We start from the raw sequence: 18936 nt of genomic DNA, 5'->3' as shown, positions 1-18936 counted from the left end.
GCACGCCGTACCGCCGAACGGAGTTCCGACCGTCCGGCGTCCTGCTGTCACCCGCTCCCAGCTCCTAGGGTCCGATGCTGGGTCTGCGGTCCGTGGGGCCGTCGTCCGGCCGGTCGCGGTGGTGCTGTTCATGGGCGGTGCAGGCGCGCATGACGGCGCGTTCCATCTCGCCGCGGAACTCCTCGAGGCTGCCGGGGGCGCCGGCCGCGGCGTCGTCGCGCAGGCTGGGCTTCTGCAGGGCGCCGCGGCTGACGGCCAGCACGCTGTCGCCGATGTCGTTGAGCATCCGTTCGTGGTCGCGACTCTGCTGGTCCTCGCGGTTCCAGGGTTCGATGATGGCCACCGAGCCGAGGTTGCGCCGGTCCAGCCGGCGCACCGCCTCGACCCTCTGCACGTCCAGGAACGCCCACCGGTCGACCAGCAGCACGCACGGCGCGGACGGGCGTTCGCCGGTCAGCAGTTGCTCCGACTCCTCCTCGAACTCCCGTACGGTGGGCTGGAATCCCATGTTCCGGGCGACGTCCGCGGCGTCCTGCGCGAGCGGCCGGCTGGAGTCCGGCCGGAACGGCTGCCAGTCGGTGCGCAGCTCGCCGTACCAGGCGCCGCTGCGCTGCGGCGGCAACTCCGGTTGGTTGTAGGAGAACACCGAGATCCGCACCTTGTCGGCGACGTCCGGCTGGTCGAACGCGGACGGCTGGGACTCGAAGTCGAAGACCTGGCCGGCCGGGATGACGGTCTGCTCGGCGACGTCGACGATCCGCTGGGCGAGCCGCCACACCGCCTGGTGGTACTGCGAGCTGAACGCGGCGATCTTCATCAGCGCGTACAGGCCCTCGGCGGCGTAGTCGTCGCCGAAACTGTCGTGGTTGAACTGCAGTTCGCCGGCCACCCGGGGCAGCGGGTAGTGGTCCATCGGCACCCACAGCGCCGGCACTATCCCGGTCATCCGCTCGGCCGTCGGGCGGCGCTGGTACACCGACCGGCGGGTGAACAGGTGCCATTCCCGGCCGCACGCCTCGGACTTGAAGTAGCGCGGCGAGTACAGCGGCACGAACACCCGGCAGCTGGAGAGCTCCCGCGACAGCCGCTCGGCCCACTTCTGCCCCTGGTGCATGGACCGGTCCATGAACCCGATCGGATGCCCGGCCGGCAGGTCGGTGATCTGAAGTATCGCCTCGCACAGGTCCTGGTAGAGCTTCGCCACCCAGAGGTTCGGATCCGCGGCGCCTCTGGAGTTCACCCGCGGGGTGTGCGCGTAGCTGAGGAAGAAGTACGGCCTCGGTGCTTCCTTCCCCCGGCCCGCTGGGCTGTTCACACGCGCCTCCCCCGAGCCCGCCTGACACCTGTTCCCCGAAAGGGACTCAAGTGTAGGAACGGCTGACGCCGGAATGGAATAGGGCCTTGATCTGATGGAGGCTCAACTACATCTGTTCGGAAACCACTTGGCGGCCAGATCGACCGCCTCGCGAATCGGCAGCAGCACGCTGTCGGCCCGTCCGACCCGGCTGCGCCGCAGGCTCGCCAGATCCTGGCCGAGCATCTCGCCCATCTTCTCGAAGTGCGTGTCATCCAGCCGGGTGGCGGTGAACGCCTCGACCTTCCGCTCCGCCGCGGCGGTGCGCCGGACGCAGGTGTACACCTGCTCGGGCCGGTCCGGCTGCCAGTACTCCAGCAGGTGAAGACAGGTGCAGTGCCGCATGGGGGCCCCCAGCATCAGGCTGCGTGCCCCGTTGCGGTACAGCCACCCGACAGGCGACTCGTCGCCGAGGTGGCAGGAGAGCGCGTGGACCGCGGTCAGTTCCTCGGCGGCCGGGCCGAACGCGGCGAAGGAGGTCTGCGGGTGCGCGCTGCGCCGCGCGCCGGGCCAGCGCCTGACCACCTCGGCGAGGTGACCCATGGTCGGTGAGGCAGGAGTCCGGTCACGGTCCCAGGCGGGCATCTGCCGGTGGTATTTCTCCAGTTGGGTGGGCGTCAGCCCCGCGGTCGCGGCCCGGTAGTACGGGGAGGTGCGGGAGTTCTCGGGTGTAGCGGTGTACACGACCAGCGTGCCGCGCACCCCCAGCGCCTCGACGAGCGCCTTCGCTACCCCTTTCGCGCCCTCCACCACCGGCCCGATCGCCCGCAGCGAGGCCTGCACCAGCAGGACTTCGCCGTCCCGCACACCCAAGGCCCTTAGCTGATCGACGAGTTCGCCAATCCCCCAGGGGCGCTCCGGCTCGGCACCCGGCGCCACGTCCGGACGGACCGCCGCGTCGGTCACCGCCGCCCTACCGTGCCCTGCCAGGCCGCCAGGTTCGCCGCGACGGCCTCCTTCGCGGCCTGCTCGGTGGACGCCCCGACCGGCACCTCCAGCGCGGGGGCGAGCGCCGTACGCATCCCGGCGGCGAACCGCTGCCCGAGCGGAGTGAGTGAGCCGGACCCGGCCAACGTCTCGATCGCGTCGGCGGTGTGCGCCCGCCAGGTGGCCAGTTGCAGTCGGGCCGCAGTGGCGGCGTCGCCCCGGATGCCGTCAAAGGCCCGCACCCGGCTCGCCCAGTACGCGGCGACCGCGAGGTGCGCGTAAGTGCCCTGCAGCAGCCCCTCCAGCGGCCGCGGGTCGGGCCGCCACGGCGCGTGGTAGAGCCGCTCGTCCTCCCGGTCGTACAGGTCGTGGAAGTCGAGCACCGCGCCGAGCTTGACGTGCTGGAACTCGTGGGCGAGCAGCAGCGCCAGCACCGGCGCGGTGGTCGGCCGGGCGATCCCGACCGCCCCGTACGCCTGCCGGGCGGCGGCGCTGATGTCGCGTCCGTCCGTGCCGCGGGCGAGCGGGGTGACGGTGTTCAGCCCGGCCGCGAGGCCGGCCGCGTACTCGGGCAGGTCCCTGCCGAGCAGTTCCCACGCCTCCCGCAACGCGCCTGTCCAGTCGAGGAGTTCGGCGTCGGGCAGGCGGTCGGCAACCGCCCATTGGTGGCTGTCGCGCTGCGGGTCGGTGTCCTCCAGTGCGACCGTCCAGCCCGGCAGGGCGACCCGGCGGACGGGCTGCCACAGGTGGTCGCCGGGCCGGTCCCACCGGACGGTGTGCTCGCCGCAGGACAGCCCGTCGGCGTCCCCACGCAGCACCGCCTCGGTCCGGCCGTCCATCCGCAGCCGGCCGAGCGTCGGCAGGTGCAGCCAACCCGCCCGGACCGGCAGCACCAGTTCGAACTCCGCCCGCCCGCGGGCCGCAGCCGCCGCCGCCAGCTCGGCCAGTCCGCCCACGTCCCCGCGCGGGTCGCCCTGCAGGCAGCGCACCGCCCAGGCCCGGGCGTACGGATGGGCGAGCACCGCGTCGAGTGCCCCCGAAGCAGTCCGGTCGGCCTCCACCAGCAGTTGCCACGCGGGGCTGCTCCCGGGGCCGCCGACGGCAGCCACCAGCCTTCGGCAGAGCCCCAGTTGGGCCCGGCCGAGGGCAGCGACGGCTTCCGGCCCGCCGAGCCCGTGAGCCAGTTCGTCCAGGTGCCGGTCGGTCAGCGACGGCCCGGCCGCGGCAGGCACGGCGACCGGGGCCGAGACCCGGTCGCGGATGGTGGTGATGAGTTTCAAGAGGTCCCCGCAGTACACCGACGGGTGGTCGAAGCCCCCGCCGGTTCGGTATCGGTGGGCGTACAGGCCGCCGCCGCAGCTCCGGACCACCGGGCAGGCGCGGCACTCGGCCGCGAGGCCCGCAAGGCCGGACTGCCGCTCCAGCATCCCGGGGTGCCGGGCGACCTCGTCCAGGCTGTGCGCGAACACGTCGAAGCCCGTGGCGGGCGCGCCGTCGTAGGCGGTCTTGAGGCTGTCGGCCTGCTCCAGCGTCCCGTCGGTCTCGACGACCACCAGGTCGGCCGGGTCCAGCCCGAGCGACTCGGTGAGGCTGGAGCGCCCCCGCAGCGTGCGGTGCACCGAATCGAAGATCCGCACCGGCACCGGCCGGCCCCGCTCGGTCCAGTGGCGGTGGATCGCGAGCAGCCAGTCCGCGTAGGGCGTCGGCCCCGCCCCCTCGGGCCGGGCCGGCGGGTGGTCCCAAGTGGCGTGCGGCAGCAGGAAGTCGATGCGCGGCGGCTGCTCGGCGACCAGCGCCTCGTACACCGCGACCGGGTCGTTGGCAACGTCGATCGTGCACAGCAGCCCGGCATACAGGTGACGGAACTCCGGCTCGCGCAGCAGCGACAGCGCGGCCAGTACCTTGGCGTGGCTGGAGCGGCCGTCCGGGAAACGCCGGTGGCGGTCGTTGGCGAGGCGGTCGCCGTCCAACGAGATGCCGACCTTGATCCCCTGCTCGGCGAACAGCTCGCAGAACCGGCGGCTCAGCAGCACCCCGTTGGTGTGGATCCGCAGGTCCAGCGCGCACCACTCGGGCAGCGCGGCCCGCAACAGTTCGGCGGCCCGCCGCAACCTGGCTGGGCCCGCGAGCAGCGGCTCCCCGCCGTGCAGCACCACGTGCACAGCGGGGAGCCGGTGGGTCCTGGCGTGCTCGCCGATCCGTCCGGCGGTCCGCTCCAGCACCTCGTCCGTGACCGCCCTGCTCTTGCGGCTCCAACTCGTGTCCCGATGTTCGTACACGTAACAATGGTCACAGGCAAGATCACACCGGCTGTGAACTTTGAGGACGAACTGACTGAAAGGCACCGTTCCGGACATTACAGGCGAACCGATTCGACAGTTCCGCCCGGTCAGATGGAGGACTGGAACGCGGCCACCGCCACCTGGCGGGCGGTCGCGGCCGGAATCACCCGCTGGATCTGCGCGTTGAGATCCTCGACATCCAGGGCAGCGAGATCCGCCAGGGTGGCGTGCTCGAAAGCCGCCTGAGGCTCGGACAGGTTTTCGGCGATTGCAGTGGTCATCGGCGTTGCCTTTTCACTGAGGCGTGCGGACGGGGAATCGCCGCAGCCGGAATTCCAGTGTCGCGAGTCACTGCGGCCTGACACCGAGGCACAGCATAGCCTCCGACGAGCCCGGCGACCTCCCGTCGAAAACCCACCAATCACACCCTCATCGCTTGCGCCGCACCGAAGTTGACTGTGCATCAGCCATTCATGGAGAACCCGTTCGGCGGTACCGCTGTTCGACCGAGCGTGCTAGCGACAGCCGAACTGGTGGCCCCAGCGGCCCCGTGTCAGCCCTCCCCCTCCAGGCGATCCAGCGCGGCCCGGGCCTCGACCGTGTACGGGTGGCCGGTACCGATCAGGCCCTCCAGTTCGGGGAGCAGTTCCCGCAGCTGCCGCAACCCGGCCGACCGGTCGCCCGCCAGCGCCGTCCAATAGGCGTGATCGGCGCGGGCGGCCAGGAATTCCGGGTGCTCCGGCGGCAGCCACCGGCTGAGGTCGGCGAGCAGCTCCCGCAGCAGGGCGACCGCGGCAGCCGGGTCGCCCAGTTCGCCGGTCGCGGTGGCCAACCGCCGGCGGTGACCGTACAGGGACGAATGACGCGGCCCGAACACTTCGGTCAGGCGCGGGATCATCGGCGCTATCCGCCGTACGGTCTCGCCCGGATCGCCGGTCACGACGGCGCTCCAGTGGCCGATCTCGGCCTCGGTGGTGAGGGTCAGCAGCTCGTCCGGGCCCAGCACCCGCCGCAGGTCCGGCAGCAGAGCCTCCCACAGCGCCAGCGACTCGGCCGGATGTCCGGTGATCCCGGTGTGGGAGGCGATGTTGGCACGCGTGCGCAGGGTCTCCCGGTGCTCCTCGCCGAGCACCCGGACCTGGCGTGGTAGCAGATCGCGGTACGTCTCAAGAGCATCCACCGGCTCCCCGGACTCGGACAGCCAGAAGCCGCGCTGGTGCCTGGAGTACAGGCAGTCGGGGTGGTCGGCGCCGAGCAGCCGCTCCTGCTCGGGCAGCAACGCACCGTAGGCGGCCGCGGCGGCCGCCCGGTCGCCCGACCGGCCGGTCCAGTGCGCGACGGCGGCCCGCAGTGTCAGGGTGCGCGGGTGGCTGTCGCCGAGCCGGGCCGCGCACTCCACCAACAGCTCCCTGGTCAGCCGCAGCGCGGTCTGCGGGGAGCCCGCCTCGCCGATCCAGCGGGCCAGGTCGTGACGGCCGCCGAGCACCACCGGGTGGTCGGGACCGAGGGTGCCCAGGAGCTCCTCCAGCACCTGTTCGCCGCGCTCCACCGCCTGCTTCCACTGCTGGGCCGCGACCAGCTCGGCCAGCGCGCGGTCGGCGGACGCGAGCGCGCCGATCGCCACGTCCTCGACCGGACCGCCGGTCGCGGCGACGGGTGCGAAGTGCCGGAACAGCGGCGTGTCGGAGCCCGCGAAGGCGGTCGCGCCGGGTGGCAGCGCCAGTGTGCCGGCCGTGTCGGCCCGCAGCGCCGGCGTGTACCGGCCGGTCTGTCCCCCGTTCCGCAGCAGGTCGGTGACCAGGGCGGCGGTGCCGAGCGCGGCCCTGGTGGGCAGTGTCTCCAGCAGCAGCTCGCGCAGGCCGGGCCGGAAGTCGTAGCGCTCCGGGTGCCCGGGCCCGTGGTCGCGTCGCAGCAGCCCGCCGAGCAGCACCTCGGCCAGCTGCGCCGGGCTGCTCCGGCCGCGCAGCACCGCGCGCTGCACGAGCCGCATCACCGGCAGCGTGAGGGGGCGGACCGCCGCCAGGTGCGCGGCCAACCGGAACGCCTCCGGCGAGGCCGCCGAGCGGAACCCCGCCAGCCGGGAACGCATGTCGGGTGCGGAGCCGGTGGCGGGGGCGGGCCGGGCCGCCGCAGGCCCGGGGACTTCGGCGACCCTGGCGGCCAGGTCGCCCCCGTCCGTCAGGAAGGACGTCCAGCCCGCGACGGCGCCGGGGCTCAGTTCCAGCACCGGCACCGGGAGCCCGTCGAACGGAGCGAGGTCGGACGGCAGCAGCGGGTCGATCACCCGCCAGGACGCGTTAGGACCGCCCGGTGCGCCCGCCCGCAGCACCTTGGCCTCGGTACGCAGTCCGGCGCCCGACCACAGCCGCTGCGGCAGCGGCTGGAGGACGGCGGTCGGGCAGCTCCGGGCCCAGCCCGCCAGCATCCGGTCCATGCCGCCGCCGCGCCAGTGCTCGCCGACGGTGTCCGACAGGACCACGACCAGGCCGCGGCCGCCCGGCGGACGGACCGCGGTCGGCGGCACGGCGGGCGCGTCAGGCGCGAACGGGCGGGCCCGCAACCGGGGGCCGTTCGGGTGCCGGGTGTCCAACCCGTAGCTGCGCAGCCGCCGGAACACGCCGGCCCGGACCAGTACCGCCCGCAGTTCGCCGGCGAGTTCGCGCCACAGCTGCATGGAGAGGCCGTCGTCGACGACCAGGACGATTTCGTGGCGGCGTTCCGGGCGCGGGCGCATCACCGGGTCGAGCAGCCCGGTCTCGGCGGCCAGGTCGGCGGTGGCGCTCTCGTCCAGGTCGCTGTCGTGGTGGGAGGGCGCGAACCGGCGCAGCGGCCGCAGTGCCCGAGTCAGCGCGGAGTGGCCGGGCAGCGCCCGGCCGTCGGGCACCAGCACCGGCAGCGCGGCGGTGCCGTCGGCGACACCGCCGACAGCCGTGTACACGTCGGTGCCGCGGTACGGCGCGGGCGGCGCGAGACGCGTGTCGGCGCCGGTGGCTGCGGCCGGCGCGGCGCCGGAGGGTGCGGACGCGCCGCCCGGGCCGACGGGCGGCCCGGACGACGGCAGGCGGTCGGCGAGCCAGACGGCCTCGGCCAGTTCCCGGGCCGTCAGCTCGGTTCCGGCGGCGGCCAGGGCCTGTTGCAGCAGTTCCAGTGGCCGCGCGCCGGTCACTGCGGCTGTCCGGCGTCGATCGAGCGCAGCACCTCGTCGAGCAGGCGGTCGTCCGGGCCGGTCCCGGCCAAGAGGTGGACGGCGTTCAGCAGCTGGTCGGTGGCGAGGACGGCCTGGCCGGTGTCGCGGCGGGCCAGGAATCGTTCGATCAGGGCGTCGGCGTGCGGGCCGCCGTCGCCGAGGTGGGCGCGGACGATCTCGCGGAGCTGGTCGCCGGTGGGCGGCTTGAGGTCGAGGCGGAGGCAGCGGCGCAGGAAGGCGGGCGGGAAGTCACGTTCGCCGTTGCTGGTGAGGACGACGATCGGGAACTCGGCGCAGCCGACCAGTCCGTGCCGGACGGTATGACGTTCGCGGTCGCCCTCGACCATCACCGCCACCTCCGGGCGGCGTTCGCCGAGCCGGGCCAGTTCCGGGATCCGGAACTCGCCCTCCTCGAAGACCACCAGCAGGTCGTTGGGCAGGTCGATGTCGCCCTTGTCGAGTTCGTCGACCAGCAGGACCCTGGGCCGGTCGGGCCGGCTGGTGGCCAGCGCCGTACCGAGCGGGCCGAGTTGGAGGTAGTCGCCGATGTCCGACTCGGCGCCGGGTGCGGCCGCGCCGCCGAGCCCGGCGTCCCGCAGCCGTCCGACCGCGTCGTACCGGTAGAGGCCGTCGGCGAGCACGGTACGGCTGTTGACGTCCCAGCGCAGTGGTTCGCCGAGGCCCAGCTCGTGGGCGAGGGAGTAGGCCAGCGACGACTTGCCGGTGCCGGGCGGGCCGGTGACCAGCAGGGGGCGACGCAGGTGCAGGGCGGCGTTGACGATCCGCACGTCGTCGGGGGCGATCCGGTAGGTGCGGGCGCGCCGTTCGAAACCCCGCGAGGGGAAGCGCCGCCACGGCGGCGGTTCGGGCATGGCCGTGATGGAGCGCGGCTCTCCGTCGCCCTGGTACAGCTGCCAGTTGCTCGATCCATCGGTCACTGCGGTGCATCCTTCTGTGAGTCCGGTCGCGGGTCGGTGGGATCAGGAGGGATCGGCGAGGGTCAGCGCCGCGGGGATGCCGTCCGGGCCGTCGTAGACCAGTGCCAGGTGCCTGCCCAGTGCGTCATCGGCCTGCCGGACCCTGGTCTGGTACACCACCCGGGGCAGTTGGGCGGGAGTCAATCCGTCGGCCAGGTCACGCAGCCGGGCCCCGCTGTCGCGACCGGCGGTGGGCCGGGCCCACACCACCCCGGGGACTCCGACCGCCATGGCGATCGCCCGCAGCACGCCGGTGTCGGCCGGCGGACAGCACAGCGTCACTCCGCCGACCGGCCGGGGCCGGCCCCGTTCCTGCACCACCGGGTCGCGGCGTTCCTGAGCCAGCACCTGGGCGCTGTGCCGGGTCTGCCAGCGGTAGCGCAGCTCCGGGAGGTACTCGGGGCGGCGCAGTTCGGGGCAGCGCAGGACCACCAGGAAGTCCTCGCCGAGCACTCCGGGGAACAGCGGGTCCGGCCGGTACACCCACTGGTCCACCTCGATGTCGAGCTCGTCCTGGGGGACGAAGAACTCGACCCGGGGCAGCACGCCGGCCTGACTCTCCCGGGCGGTCCTGGCCAGCAGGCCGGCCAGCTGCTCCAGGAGCTCCTCGCGGCGGGCGGGGACGTCCTGTGCACTGCGGTGTAGGACCGTCCCGTCGGTGCCGACGGCTTCGAGGGTCCAGCCGAACAGTCCGGTGCGGCCGGAGCGCCACAGTTGCACCTGTACCAGCGGTGCGCCGTCGCCGTCCTGTTCGCGGGCGGTGGCGGCCTCCGCGGCCTGGGCCCGGTGCTCGGCGAGTCCGGCGGCCACGCCGAGCCGCTCGGCCACCGCGTCCGACCAGGCCCGCAGCGCGGCCGCGACGGTCGGATCGGTGTCCTGCGCGGCGAACTCGATGGTGCGCAGCAGGGCCGGCACCTTGCCGTGGCGGGGCCGGTGGCCCTCCAGGAAGCTCACCAGCGCGGGCCAGTCGGCGTCCGCGGGCACGGGCAGCAGCGGTACGGCCCGGGCGGCCACCCCGCGCGGGTGGTCCGGGCCGTGTGCGAGCAGGGCGAGCAGTTCGCGGTGTTCGGCGGCGGTGAGCAGTTCGTCGGGTGCGGTGAACACTGCCTCGGTCTGGAGGGCAAGGCGCTGTTCGGGGGTGGTGGCGAGGTCGGCGAGCAGCGCCAGCAGGGTAGTGGTCCCGTGGTCGGCGGTGAGCGCGGTGTGGGCGAACCACTCGGGCGGGGCGTCGTCGGGGGGCGGGGCGGCGCCGAGTTCGCGGGCCAGTCGCCAGGCGGGTCCGGCCCGGCGGGCGGCGTCGGGCAGGGTGCGGCGGACGGCGTCGACCAGGTTCGGCCAGGCCTCGGCCGACGTCTCCCCATCCGGCCCGGTCCGGCCGGCGGCGAGGTGCGGGAAGTGTGCGGTGATCACTCCGGTGGGGATGGCGAAGGCCCGGCGATCGCGGCGTCCCACCACCAGGCCGACCATCCGGCGCTGTTCGCGGTCCCACAGCGGGGAGCCGCTGTACCCCTCGACCAGTCCCTGCGCGGAGCCCGGGGTGTCGAGCACCAGCCAGTGCTCGGTGACGCCCTGGACGGTCACGGCGGCGACGGTGCTGGCGTTGCCGCTGCCGAACCAGGCGAACGCGGACGGCCCGATCCGGTGGTGGCCGAGCGGTACGGGCCGGGCCTGCTCGGGCAGTGGACCGACCAGGGTCAGCAGGGCCAGGTCCGCGGCCCATTCCCGGTCGCTGTCCCGGACCGGCCGGTCCGTTCTGTGGCCGGGTGGCAGCCACTGTTCGAGCACGGCCCGCCAGTGCCGTCCGGGGGCGAGGTTGGGCAGCGCGAACACCAGACCGTCGACGGCCCCGTCCCGTTCGCCGGGCCTGCTCCGCTCGTGCGAGTCCCGGCCGAGGGCCAGGTTGACGACGTGTGCGCAGGTCAGTACCCGGCCGTCGGGCAGCAGCAGGCCGCCGCCGTGGGCTCGCGGGTCGCCCTCCCGGTGGACTGCGACGTGGGCGGCTTTGGCCGCCGCGTCGGGGTCCTCCCCTGAAAGCGAACCGGGTTGCCACCGGGAGTCCGGAGTGTGTCCCAAAGCAGTCCCCCAACCGCTCGGTCTCAGTCGGTTTCGGTGTCGGCCCGGGCCGGGACGCCGGCCTCCCGGCCGACCTGCCAGGTGGCCCGGACGGTGAGTACCGCTTGGGCGCCCGCCGCGACGATGCCCAGGCGTAGGTCCTTGGAGAGTTTGACGCCGAACTCGACCTCGACCTCGTCGGGCGGACGGACGGCGGAACGCACCGCCCCGTGCACCAGGTCGAGGACGCCGCCGAGCGGCTGGAGAGCCTCCCGAAGCGCCTCGCCGGTGGTCCGGGCGGCGTCCCGGGCCCGGCCGACCGCCACCAGTTCACCGCTGCCGTCGGGCAGATCCAGGTCACCGGAAGCGCGGTCGGGCGCCTGTAGTTCGGAGACCTCCAGCAATACGGACGTGCCGTCGGCGAGCATCACGTCGGTGAATCCCGTCATGCCCGTCACTCTCGCACCGCCCGGAGGGCGGTGTCTGCCTCAACGTGCCATCGGAGCAACGCTTTTCGGCCAAACTTGGCGGCCAACGACAGACCGGGACGGAGGAGTTGAACGCCCGCGCGGGAACCGGGCCTGGCGCACCGTCCAGCAGCAGTCGGTGCGGGACGGGAAGCAGCTCGTGAGGGGCCTCAGGGGCAGCAAACTTGACACTCCGTCAGGGGCAGAGCCGCTCCACCCGCCACCCGCCGCCCTCCGCACCCCCGGGGCCCTCGGCGACGAAGCGGAGGCGGTCGTGGAGGCGGTTCTCGCGGCCCTGCCAGAACTCGACGGTGCGCGGGACGACCCGGTAGCCGCCCCAGAACGGCGGGACGGGGACGCCCTCGCCCTCGGGGTAGCGGGCCGCGAGGTCGGCGTAGCGCCGCTCCAGCACCTCGCGGCCGGCCACCGGGCTGGACTGTTCGCTGGCCCAGGCGCCGAGCTGGGAGCCGTGCGGGCGGGTCCGGAAATAGGCGGCGGTCTCGTCCCGGCCGACCTTCTCCACCCGGCCGCCGATCACCACCTGGCGCGCCAGTCCGATCCAGGGGAAGAGCAGCGAGGCGTTCGGGTTGGCGGCCAGGTCGGTGCCCTTGCGGGAGCCGTAGTTGGTGAAGAACACGAAGCCGCGCGGGTCGTAGCCCTTGAGCAGCACGGTGCGCGAGGACGGCAGGCCGTCGGCGTCGGCGGTGGAGACCACCATCGCGTTGGGTTCGACCACGCCCGCCTCGACGGCCTCGTGGAACCAGCGGGCGAACTGCCGGAACGGGTCCTCGGCCAACTGGTCCTCGGCCAGGCCCTCGTGCTGGTAATGCTTGCGCATCACGGTCAGGTCCGGCACGGGCCGCTCCCCGGCCGGCGTGGACAGGGCGTTCGGGTGACTGTGGCGTTCCGCGGTAGGCACGCCAACATCATCCCGTACGACAAGCGCCGAGCGCCGCTACGTCCGCGCAAACACCCGGAGTCGGGATGCGCGGCCGCCACCGCCCGGTGAATCGTCCGGATTTCGGCCGGAGTGTCCCGGAAAATCCGCCGACAACGCGCGGGGCGGCAGGGGTTCGAGCGGCGCGTGGGGGAAACATCACCGTCGTGGTGTATGGCGCAATGCACTCCGTGCCTGCCACTCTGACACCGAGTGCCAACCACCATCGGTCACCGGCGTGCCGCCCCACCACGGCCGCACGTCGTGTCGGATCACTGAAGGAGCCGTTCTACATGTCGGACTTCGTACCCGGCCTTGAGGGTGTCGTCGCCTTCGAGAGCGAGATCGCCGAACCCGACCGCGAGGGCGGCGCGCTCCGCTACCGCGGGGTGGACATCGAGGACCTGGTCGGCCAGGTCTCCTTCGGTCACGTCTGGGGCCTGCTGGTGGACGGCCGGTTCGCCCCCGGGCTGCCGGCGGCCGAGCCGTTCCCGATCCCGGTCCACTCCGGCGACATCCGGGTCGACGTGCAGTCGGCGCTCGCCATGCTCGCCCCGGTCTGGGGCCTCAAGCCGCTGCTGGACATCTCCGCCGAGCAGGCCCGCGACGACCTCGCCCGGGCCGCCGTGATGGCGCTGTCCTACGTCGCCCAGTCCGCCCGCGGCCAGGGCCTGCCGATGGTGCCGCAGCGCGAGATCGACAAGGCCGAGACCATCGTCGAGCGGTTCATGATCCGCTGGCGCGGCGAGCCGGACCCGAAGCACGTCAAGGCCGTCGACGCCTACTGGACGTCCGCCGCTGAGCACGGCATGAACGCCTCCACCTTCACCGCCCGGGTGATCGCCTCCACCGGTGCCGACGTCGCCGCGGCGCTGTCCGGCGCGGTCGGCGCGATGTCCGGCCCGCTGCACGGCGGCGCGCCGTCCCGGGTGCTCGGCATGATCGAGGAGATCGAGCGCACCGGCGACGCGGCCGGCTACGTGAAGAAGGCCCTCGACAAGGGCGAGCGCCTGATGGGCTTCGGCCACCGCGTCTACCGCGCCGAGGACCCGCGCGCCCGGGTGCTGCGCCGCACCGCCAAGGAGCTCGGCGCGCCGCGCTTCGAGATCGCCGAGGCGCTGGAGAAGGCCGCGCTGGAGGAGCTGCACAACCGCCGCCCCGACCGCGTGCTGGCCACCAACGTCGAGTTCTGGGCCGCCATCATGCTGGACTTCGCCGAGGTCCCGGCGCACATGTTCACCTCGATGTTCACCTGCGCCCGCACCGCCGGCTGGTCCGCGCACATCCTGGAGCAGAAGCGCACCGGCCGGCTGGTCCGCCCGGCCGCCCGCTACATCGGCCCCGGCTCCCGCACGCCGCAGGAGATCGAGGGCTGGGACCAGATCGCCCGCTGACACCCGATCAGGTGAACACCTGATAGACCGTCAGCATCCGTGACACCGCCCCCGGGCGCGCGCACCACCCCTGACCAGGGGCGGCGCGCGCCCCGGTGAGCGCTGTCCGGTGCCACGAAGATCGCGTCTCAGCCGCCGGACGGCCGTACAGCCGGGCAATTCGGGGCGATAGGGTGCGGGTGTGGCTCAGATTCAGATCCCCGCCGACAATCTGCCCAACGACGGCCGCTTCGGCTGCGGCCCCTCCAAGGTGCGCCCCGAGGCCTTGAGTGCCCTCGCCGCCACCGGAACCTCCCTGCTGGGCACCTCCCACCGTCAGGCCCCGGTCAAGAACATCGTGAAGCGCGTCCGCCAGGGCGTCGCCGAACTGTTCTCGCTGCCCGAGGGCTACGAGGTCGTGCTCGGCAACGGTGGCTCCACCGCGTTCTGGGACATCGCCGCGTTCGGCCTGGTGCGCGAGAAGTCGCAGCACCTGAACTTCGGCGAGTTCTCCTCCAAGTTCGCCTCCTCCGTGAAGGCCGCCCCGTGGCTGGCCGAACCGACCGTCATCAAGACCGAGCCGGGCACCCACCCGCTGCCGGTCGCCGAGGCGGGGGTGGACGTCTACGCGCTCACCCACAACGAGACCTCCACCGGTGTCGCCATGCCGATCCGCCGCCCCGAGGGCGCGGACGCCGGCTCGCTGGTGCTGGTCGACGCCACCTCCGGCGCCGGCGGCCTGCCCGTCGACATCCGCGAGACGGACGTCTACTACTTCGCCCCGCAGAAGTCCTTCGCCTCCGAGGGCGGCCTGTGGCTGGCCACCTTCTCCCCCGCCGCCCTGGAGCGCGCCGCGGAGATCGCCGGCTCCGGCCGGTACATCCCGCCGTTCTTCGACCTGCCGACCGCGATCGACAACTCCTCGAAGGACCAGACGTACAACACCCCGGCCCTCTCCACCCTCTTCCTGCTGGCCGACCAGCTGGAGTGGATGAACGGCCAGGGCGGCCTGGACTGGGCAGTGTCCCGCACCGCCGAGTCGTCCTCGATCCTGTACGCGTGGGCCGAGAAGTCCCCCTACGCGCAGCCCTTCGTCGCCAAGGCGGAGGAGCGCTCGCAGGTCGTCGGCACCATCGACTTCGACGAGTCGGTGGACGCCGCCGCGGTCGCCAAGGCACTGCGTGCCAACGGCATCGTGGACACCGAGCCGTACCGCAAGCTCGGCCGCAACCAGCTGCGCATCGCGATGTTCCCGGCGATCGACCCGGCGGACGTCGAGAAGCTCACCGGCGCGATCGACTACGTGGTCGAGCACCTGAACGACTGACACCCCGTCGCGCTCGAAGGCCCTGGTCCGCGGACCAGGGCCTTCGTTCATGCCGCGTCGGGCCGAACTGGCCGAGGAAGCGGCCGACGAACAGGTCGGCGCCCTTGAACTCGGCGACCATCGCGGCCGGCGCGGCGAACGGGCCGTCCGGCGAGGGCAACTGGCCCACGCCGCCGCCGCTGCCCAGCGGCAGCAGGATCATCGGGTGGCCGAGCGGACGGTAGGCCTCGGTCGACGGCTCGTCGCGCAGCTGCGCGGAGATGCGCGGAGATGTTCTTCGCCACCACCTCGGCGTGCTGCATGGCGAAGCCCGCCGTGCAGGCCTCCGGCAGGTCGGCCAGGTCACCGATCGCGTACGCGGGTGTACTCCATGGAAGCCCCCCGCGTCGCGGCAGGCCCCACGGGGCCCGCGTCGCGCCCCACCCTACGGATCGACCGCCCGCGAACCGGCCCCAACGCCGGAACGGCCTGGGGGCTACTTCTGCACGAGGGCGCTGATGATCACTACGGCGAGCAGCAGGACGAACGCGCCGGTGACGATCCGCATACGGGTCTTCGGGTCCACGCTTCGAGACTAGTCGGTCGCCCGACCTACCCGGGCTCCGGCCCCTGCTTCGCGGGCAGGGCACCGCCGCGGTACTCGCGCTGGCGGAAGACCGTCGGGGCGACGCCGACGCGGCGGGTGAACAGGCGGGTGAAGTACGCCGGGTCCTGGTAGCCGACCCGGCGGGCCACCGCGGAGACGGGCAGTTCGCTGGCCGCCAGCAGGTGCTTGGCCTCGTTCAGGCGGACGGTGAGCAGGTACTCCTTCGGGCTGGTCGCGCCCTGTGCGCGCACCGCGCGGCGCAGCTCCTCCACGCCCATGCCGACCCGCCGGGCGTGCTCGGCCACCGACAGCGGCAGGCAGGCGTCCCGGCGCAGCACCTCCATCACCGGGGCGCCCTCCGGGCCCAGGTCGGCCCGGTGCCGGTGCAGCTCCACCAGCAGCTCGTGGACCGCCGCCGACGCCTCCGGGCCGGCCGTCGGCCCGCCCCGGCGGCAGACCGCCGCGATCCGGGCGATCACCCGCAGCGCGGTCTCCGCGGAATCCAGCGGCACCACCTCGGCCTCCGGCAGCAGGCCCAGCTCGGCGTACCCGGCGGTGCCCGCGCCGGTGAAGTCCACGAAGGACTCCGCCCAGCCGTCCGCGTCGGGCCCGTAGTGGTGCGGCACCCCCGGCCGCAGCCACAGCACCGCGGGCGCCACCACCGGCAGCCGCCGGCCGCCCGGCGGCGCGTACCAACCGCGCCCCGAACCGACCACCACCGCCACCCAGTGGTCCAGCACCCGCGGCCCGACCACCGGCAGCCGCCCGCGCTGCAGGCCCACGCCCAGGCACGCCAGGCCGGTGCCCAACTGCGCCGGCCCCGGCGTCAGGTAGTGCCACCAGCGCTCCATCGTCCTCCGTCCGCGGATTTCCTCCCGGACAAGTCCAACACGCCGCCGGGCTTTGTCCATGGTCCGGGCCGGTGCGTTCCAGCAGGCTAGGAGGCATGCTCACCTACGACTCGACCGGCTTCCGCCTCGACGGCCGCCCGCTGCGCATTCTCTCCGGCGCGATGCACTACTTCCGCACCCGCCCCGAGCAGTGGCCCGCCCGCCTCGCCGCGCTGCGCGCGATGGGGCTGAACACCGTCGAGACGTACGTGCCGTGGAACCTGCACGAACCCTCCCCCGGCCGCTTCGAGCGCCTGGACGAACTCGGCGCGTTCCTCGACGAGGCGCACCGCCAGGGCCTGTGGACGATCGTCCGGCCCGGCCCCTACATCTGCGCCGAGTGGGACAACGGCGGCCTCCCCGGCTGGCTGACCGCCAAGGTCGGGCGCCGCGCCCGCACCAGCGACCCGGAGTACCTGGCCGCCGTCGACGCGTTCTTCGACGTCCTGCTGCCGCAGGTCGTCGAACGCCAGTGGGGGCGGCCCGGCGGCACCGTGCTGATGGTCCAGGTCGAGAACGAGTACGGCTCGTTCGGCAGCGACCACCTGTACCTCGACCACCTGGCCCGCGGCCTGCGCGAACGCGGCATCACCGTCCCGCTGTTCACCTCCGACGGCCCCGAGGACCACATGCTCGGCGGCGGCACCGTCCCCGGCATCCTGGCCACCGTCAACTTCGGCTCCGACCCGGAGACCGCGTTCGAGACGCTGCGCCGCCACCGCCCCCAGGACCCGCCGTTCTGCATGGAGTTCTGGAACGGCTGGTTCGACCACTGGGCCAAGCCCCACCACACCCGCGACGCCGCCGACGCCGCCGACTCGCTGCGCCGCATCCTCGCCGCCGGCGGCTCCGTCAACCTGTACATGGCCCACGGCGGCACCAACTTCGGCACCACCGCCGGCGCCAACCACGAGGACGCGCCGTTCAACTCCACCGACTGGACGCACTCCCCGTACCAGCCGACCACCACCTCCTACGACTACGACGCCGCCCTCGACGAACGCGGCCTGCCCAGCCCCAAGTTCCACGCCTTCCAGCAGGTCATCGCCGACTTCGCCGCCGAAAACCCGTCACTGGTGCACTACTTGGACGACCGGGTCGCCGAACTGCCGCCCGCTGTAACGGTGTTGGCCGCTCGCGAGGTCGCGCTCAACGAGATCGCCGAACTGCCGTTCGGGGACGCCGTCTCCTCGCCCGTACCGCCGCTGTTCGAAGACCTCGGGCTGGAACACGGCCTGATCCGCTACACCACGACGGTGCCCGCGATCAGCTCCGACCAGCCGGTCACCGTCGAGAACCTGCGCGACCGGGCCGCCCTCCACATCAACGGCAAGCACGCCGCCACGCTCGAACGCGGCGTCACCCCACCGGACGTCACCGCCACGGGCGGCGACCGACTCACCCTGCTCGTCGAATCGCTCGGCCGGGTCAACTACGGCCCCCAGGTCGGCGAAACCAAGGGCATCACCGGCGTCCGCCACGAACGCCAGTACCTGCACGGCTGGCACGCACAGCCCCTCGCCCTCAATCCCCTCCCCACCGCCGGCTACACCCCCGGCGAGCCCGCCCCCGAGACGCTCGCCCGCGGCACCTTCGACCTCGACACCACCGGCGACACCTTCCTCGCCGTCCCCGACGGCGACCACGGCTACCTGTGGATCAACGGCTTCCTCCTCGGCCGCTACGACCGCCGCGGCCCCCAGGTCACCCTCTACTGCCCCCAGCCCCTGCTCCACGAGGGCACCAACACGCTCACCCTGCTGGAACTGGGACAGGCGGCGCCCAAGCGCATCGAGCTTCGCGAGGCTCCCGAACTCGGGTAACCCAGGGGCGCGGGGAACTGCGCGAGGCGGAAGACCCGAACCGCAAGATCGCGACGCAGGACAATGACCTGCACTTGATCGCGACCTTGCGGACGGGCCTTGCGCTTGTCGCGCAGTTCCGCCCCCTCGCTTCGCTGGGGGTACCCCCAGCGCCCCTGATCGGTCGCCCGCCAGCTCGCGCAAGTCTCCCCGCGCCTCTAACTCCGCAGCCGCCAGCTCTCGACCTCGGTGTACCTCGCAGGCCCGAACCCCGTCTCGCTGCGCATCAGGTGGACCCGCCCGGCCTCCCACTCCGCCCCCCGGAAGTGATTGATCGCGTCTGCCATCGCCCGCATCCCGCCCGCCCTGAAACGGCTGCGGGCAAGGGTGAGGTGCGGGTGGAACGGATGGTCGTCCGTGACGTCGAGCGCGTCGCGGACCGCGTCCGCGAGTCGTCGCAGGGCAGCCGTCCCGCCCTGAACGCCGCACCAGAGCACCCGGTCCCCGAAGGTCCCGCCGCCGGCCAGCCGCAGGCGGTGTCGGGGGTGCTCAGCCGCGACGACCGCCAACTTCTGGCACAGCGAAGGCACTTCGTCCGCCGGAACGTCCCCCAGGAAGGCCAGGGTGAGGTGCCACCCGGCCGTCTCGCTCCAGCGCAGCCGGTCCGCCCCGGGGAGTTCTCGGAGAGCAGATGTCGCGTCGGCGAGTTCCTGGATGGCGCGGGCCGGCGGGTTCACGGCGACGAAGAGCCTCATTCCGCCATCGTGCCCTACCG

The 18936-nt window shown here is 73.2% G+C and carries 14 protein-coding genes; 3 read left to right on the top strand and 11 right to left on the bottom strand.

Annotated features, from left to right (window positions below; translation table 11 throughout):
- Positions 1 to 64: 64 nt before the first annotated feature.
- The 9 genes from ACGFWJ_RS08735 to pdxH form a co-directional block, all read right to left on the bottom strand.
- The gene (locus tag ACGFWJ_RS08735) at positions 65 to 1315 is read right to left on the bottom strand and encodes a TIR-like protein FxsC (RefSeq protein ID WP_387638511.1); all 1251 of its coding nucleotides are present in this window, start codon (positions 1313 to 1315) and stop codon (positions 65 to 67) included.
- 102 nt (positions 1316 to 1417) lie between these two features.
- On the bottom strand, positions 1418 to 2260 hold the full coding sequence (locus tag ACGFWJ_RS08730) for an aminoglycoside N(3)-acetyltransferase (protein WP_392946733.1): 843 nt from the start codon (positions 2258 to 2260) through the stop codon (positions 1418 to 1420).
- Complete coding sequence (locus ACGFWJ_RS08725) at positions 2257 to 4638, bottom strand: FxsB family cyclophane-forming radical SAM/SPASM peptide maturase (RefSeq protein ID WP_392946730.1); 2382 nt, start codon at positions 4636 to 4638, stop codon at positions 2257 to 2259. Before ACGFWJ_RS08725 ends, ACGFWJ_RS08730 begins: the two co-directional genes overlap by 4 nt.
- Before the next feature lie 32 nt (positions 4639 to 4670).
- A complete protein-coding gene (fxsA, locus tag ACGFWJ_RS08720) occupies positions 4671 to 4844 on the bottom strand; it encodes an FxSxx-COOH cyclophane-containing RiPP peptide (RefSeq protein ID WP_392946727.1) in 174 nt (57 codons plus the stop codon).
- Positions 4845 to 5116: 272 nt separating this feature from the next.
- On the bottom strand, positions 5117 to 7729 hold the full coding sequence (locus tag ACGFWJ_RS08715; RefSeq protein ID WP_392946724.1) for an SAV_2336 N-terminal domain-related protein: 2613 nt from the start codon (positions 7727 to 7729) through the stop codon (positions 5117 to 5119).
- Positions 7726 to 8622, bottom strand: coding sequence for an AAA family ATPase (locus ACGFWJ_RS08710; RefSeq protein ID WP_392947231.1), 897 nt, complete (start codon positions 8620 to 8622; stop codon positions 7726 to 7728). Before ACGFWJ_RS08710 ends, ACGFWJ_RS08715 begins: the two co-directional genes overlap by 4 nt.
- A 108-nt stretch (positions 8623 to 8730) precedes the next feature.
- The gene (locus tag ACGFWJ_RS08705) at positions 8731 to 10800 is read right to left on the bottom strand and encodes a trypsin-like peptidase domain-containing protein (RefSeq protein ID WP_392946722.1); all 2070 of its coding nucleotides are present in this window, start codon (positions 10798 to 10800) and stop codon (positions 8731 to 8733) included.
- 23 nt (positions 10801 to 10823) lie between these two features.
- On the bottom strand, positions 10824 to 11228 hold the full coding sequence (locus ACGFWJ_RS08700) for a CU044_2847 family protein (RefSeq protein ID WP_392946719.1): 405 nt from the start codon (positions 11226 to 11228) through the stop codon (positions 10824 to 10826).
- A 214-nt stretch (positions 11229 to 11442) separates the two neighbouring features.
- Positions 11443 to 12084 (bottom strand): pyridoxamine 5'-phosphate oxidase, encoded by a 642-nt coding sequence (gene pdxH, locus ACGFWJ_RS08695; RefSeq protein ID WP_392947228.1) that lies wholly within the window; start codon positions 12082 to 12084, stop codon positions 11443 to 11445.
- 392 nt (positions 12085 to 12476) lie between these two features.
- On the opposite strand from pdxH, the gene ACGFWJ_RS08690 reads away from it, so the two are divergent.
- Together ACGFWJ_RS08690 and serC are read left to right on the top strand one after the other, a co-directional pair.
- Positions 12477 to 13577 (top strand): citrate synthase 2, encoded by a 1101-nt coding sequence (locus ACGFWJ_RS08690; protein WP_387638529.1) that lies wholly within the window; start codon positions 12477 to 12479, stop codon positions 13575 to 13577.
- Positions 13578 to 13758: 181 nt separating this feature from the next.
- Positions 13759 to 14883, top strand: coding sequence for a phosphoserine transaminase (gene serC, locus ACGFWJ_RS08685; protein ID WP_387638532.1), 1125 nt, complete (start codon positions 13759 to 13761; stop codon positions 14881 to 14883).
- A gap of 591 nt (positions 14884 to 15474) precedes the next feature.
- Here the strand turns inward: serC and ACGFWJ_RS08680 are convergent.
- A complete protein-coding gene (locus ACGFWJ_RS08680; protein ID WP_392946716.1) occupies positions 15475 to 16320 on the bottom strand; it encodes an AraC family transcriptional regulator in 846 nt (281 codons plus the stop codon).
- Between the two features lie 95 nt (positions 16321 to 16415).
- Between ACGFWJ_RS08680 and ACGFWJ_RS08675 the strand changes: the two genes are divergently transcribed.
- Positions 16416 to 18182: a glycoside hydrolase family 35 protein gene (locus tag ACGFWJ_RS08675; protein WP_392946714.1), complete on the top strand. Its 1767-nt coding sequence runs from the start codon at positions 16416 to 16418 to the stop codon at positions 18180 to 18182.
- Between the two features lie 197 nt (positions 18183 to 18379).
- On the opposite strand, the gene thpR is transcribed toward ACGFWJ_RS08675, so the two are convergent.
- Complete coding sequence (gene thpR, locus ACGFWJ_RS08670; RefSeq protein ID WP_392946711.1) at positions 18380 to 18916, bottom strand: RNA 2',3'-cyclic phosphodiesterase; 537 nt, start codon at positions 18914 to 18916, stop codon at positions 18380 to 18382.
- Positions 18917 to 18936: the final 20 nt, after the last annotated feature.

It is taken from the genome of Kitasatospora sp. NPDC048407, assembly GCF_043200475.1.
Taxonomy (GTDB): Bacteria; Actinomycetota; Actinomycetes; order Streptomycetales; family Streptomycetaceae; genus Kitasatospora.
Note: the sequence above shows the minus strand (reverse complement) of the source record. Positions and strands in the feature narration are given on the sequence as shown.

What these genes read in the sequence shown, in the direction of transcription:
- ACGFWJ_RS08725 (WP_392946730.1), bottom strand. Translation starts at nt 4,638, where the DNA reads ATGTCCGGAACGGTGCCTTTCAGTCAGTTCGTCCTCAAAGTTCACAGC.
- fxsA (WP_392946727.1), bottom strand. Translation starts at nt 4,844, where the DNA reads ATGACCACTGCAATCGCCGAAAACCTGTCCGAGCCTCAGGCGGCTTTC.
- ACGFWJ_RS08710 (WP_392947231.1), bottom strand. Translation starts at nt 8,622, where the DNA reads ATGCCCGAACCGCCGCCGTGGCGGCGCTTCCCCTCGCGGGGTTTCGAA.
- ACGFWJ_RS08700 (WP_392946719.1), bottom strand. Translation starts at nt 11,228, where the DNA reads ATGACGGGATTCACCGACGTGATGCTCGCCGACGGCACGTCCGTATTG.
- pdxH (WP_392947228.1), bottom strand. Translation starts at nt 12,084, where the DNA reads ATGCGCAAGCATTACCAGCACGAGGGCCTGGCCGAGGACCAGTTGGCC.
- ACGFWJ_RS08690 (WP_387638529.1), top strand. Translation starts at nt 12,477, where the DNA reads ATGTCGGACTTCGTACCCGGCCTTGAGGGTGTCGTCGCCTTCGAGAGC.
- ACGFWJ_RS08680 (WP_392946716.1), bottom strand. Translation starts at nt 16,320, where the DNA reads ATGGAGCGCTGGTGGCACTACCTGACGCCGGGGCCGGCGCAGTTGGGC.
- ACGFWJ_RS08675 (WP_392946714.1), top strand. Translation starts at nt 16,416, where the DNA reads ATGCTCACCTACGACTCGACCGGCTTCCGCCTCGACGGCCGCCCGCTG.
- thpR (WP_392946711.1), bottom strand. Translation starts at nt 18,916, where the DNA reads ATGAGGCTCTTCGTCGCCGTGAACCCGCCGGCCCGCGCCATCCAGGAA.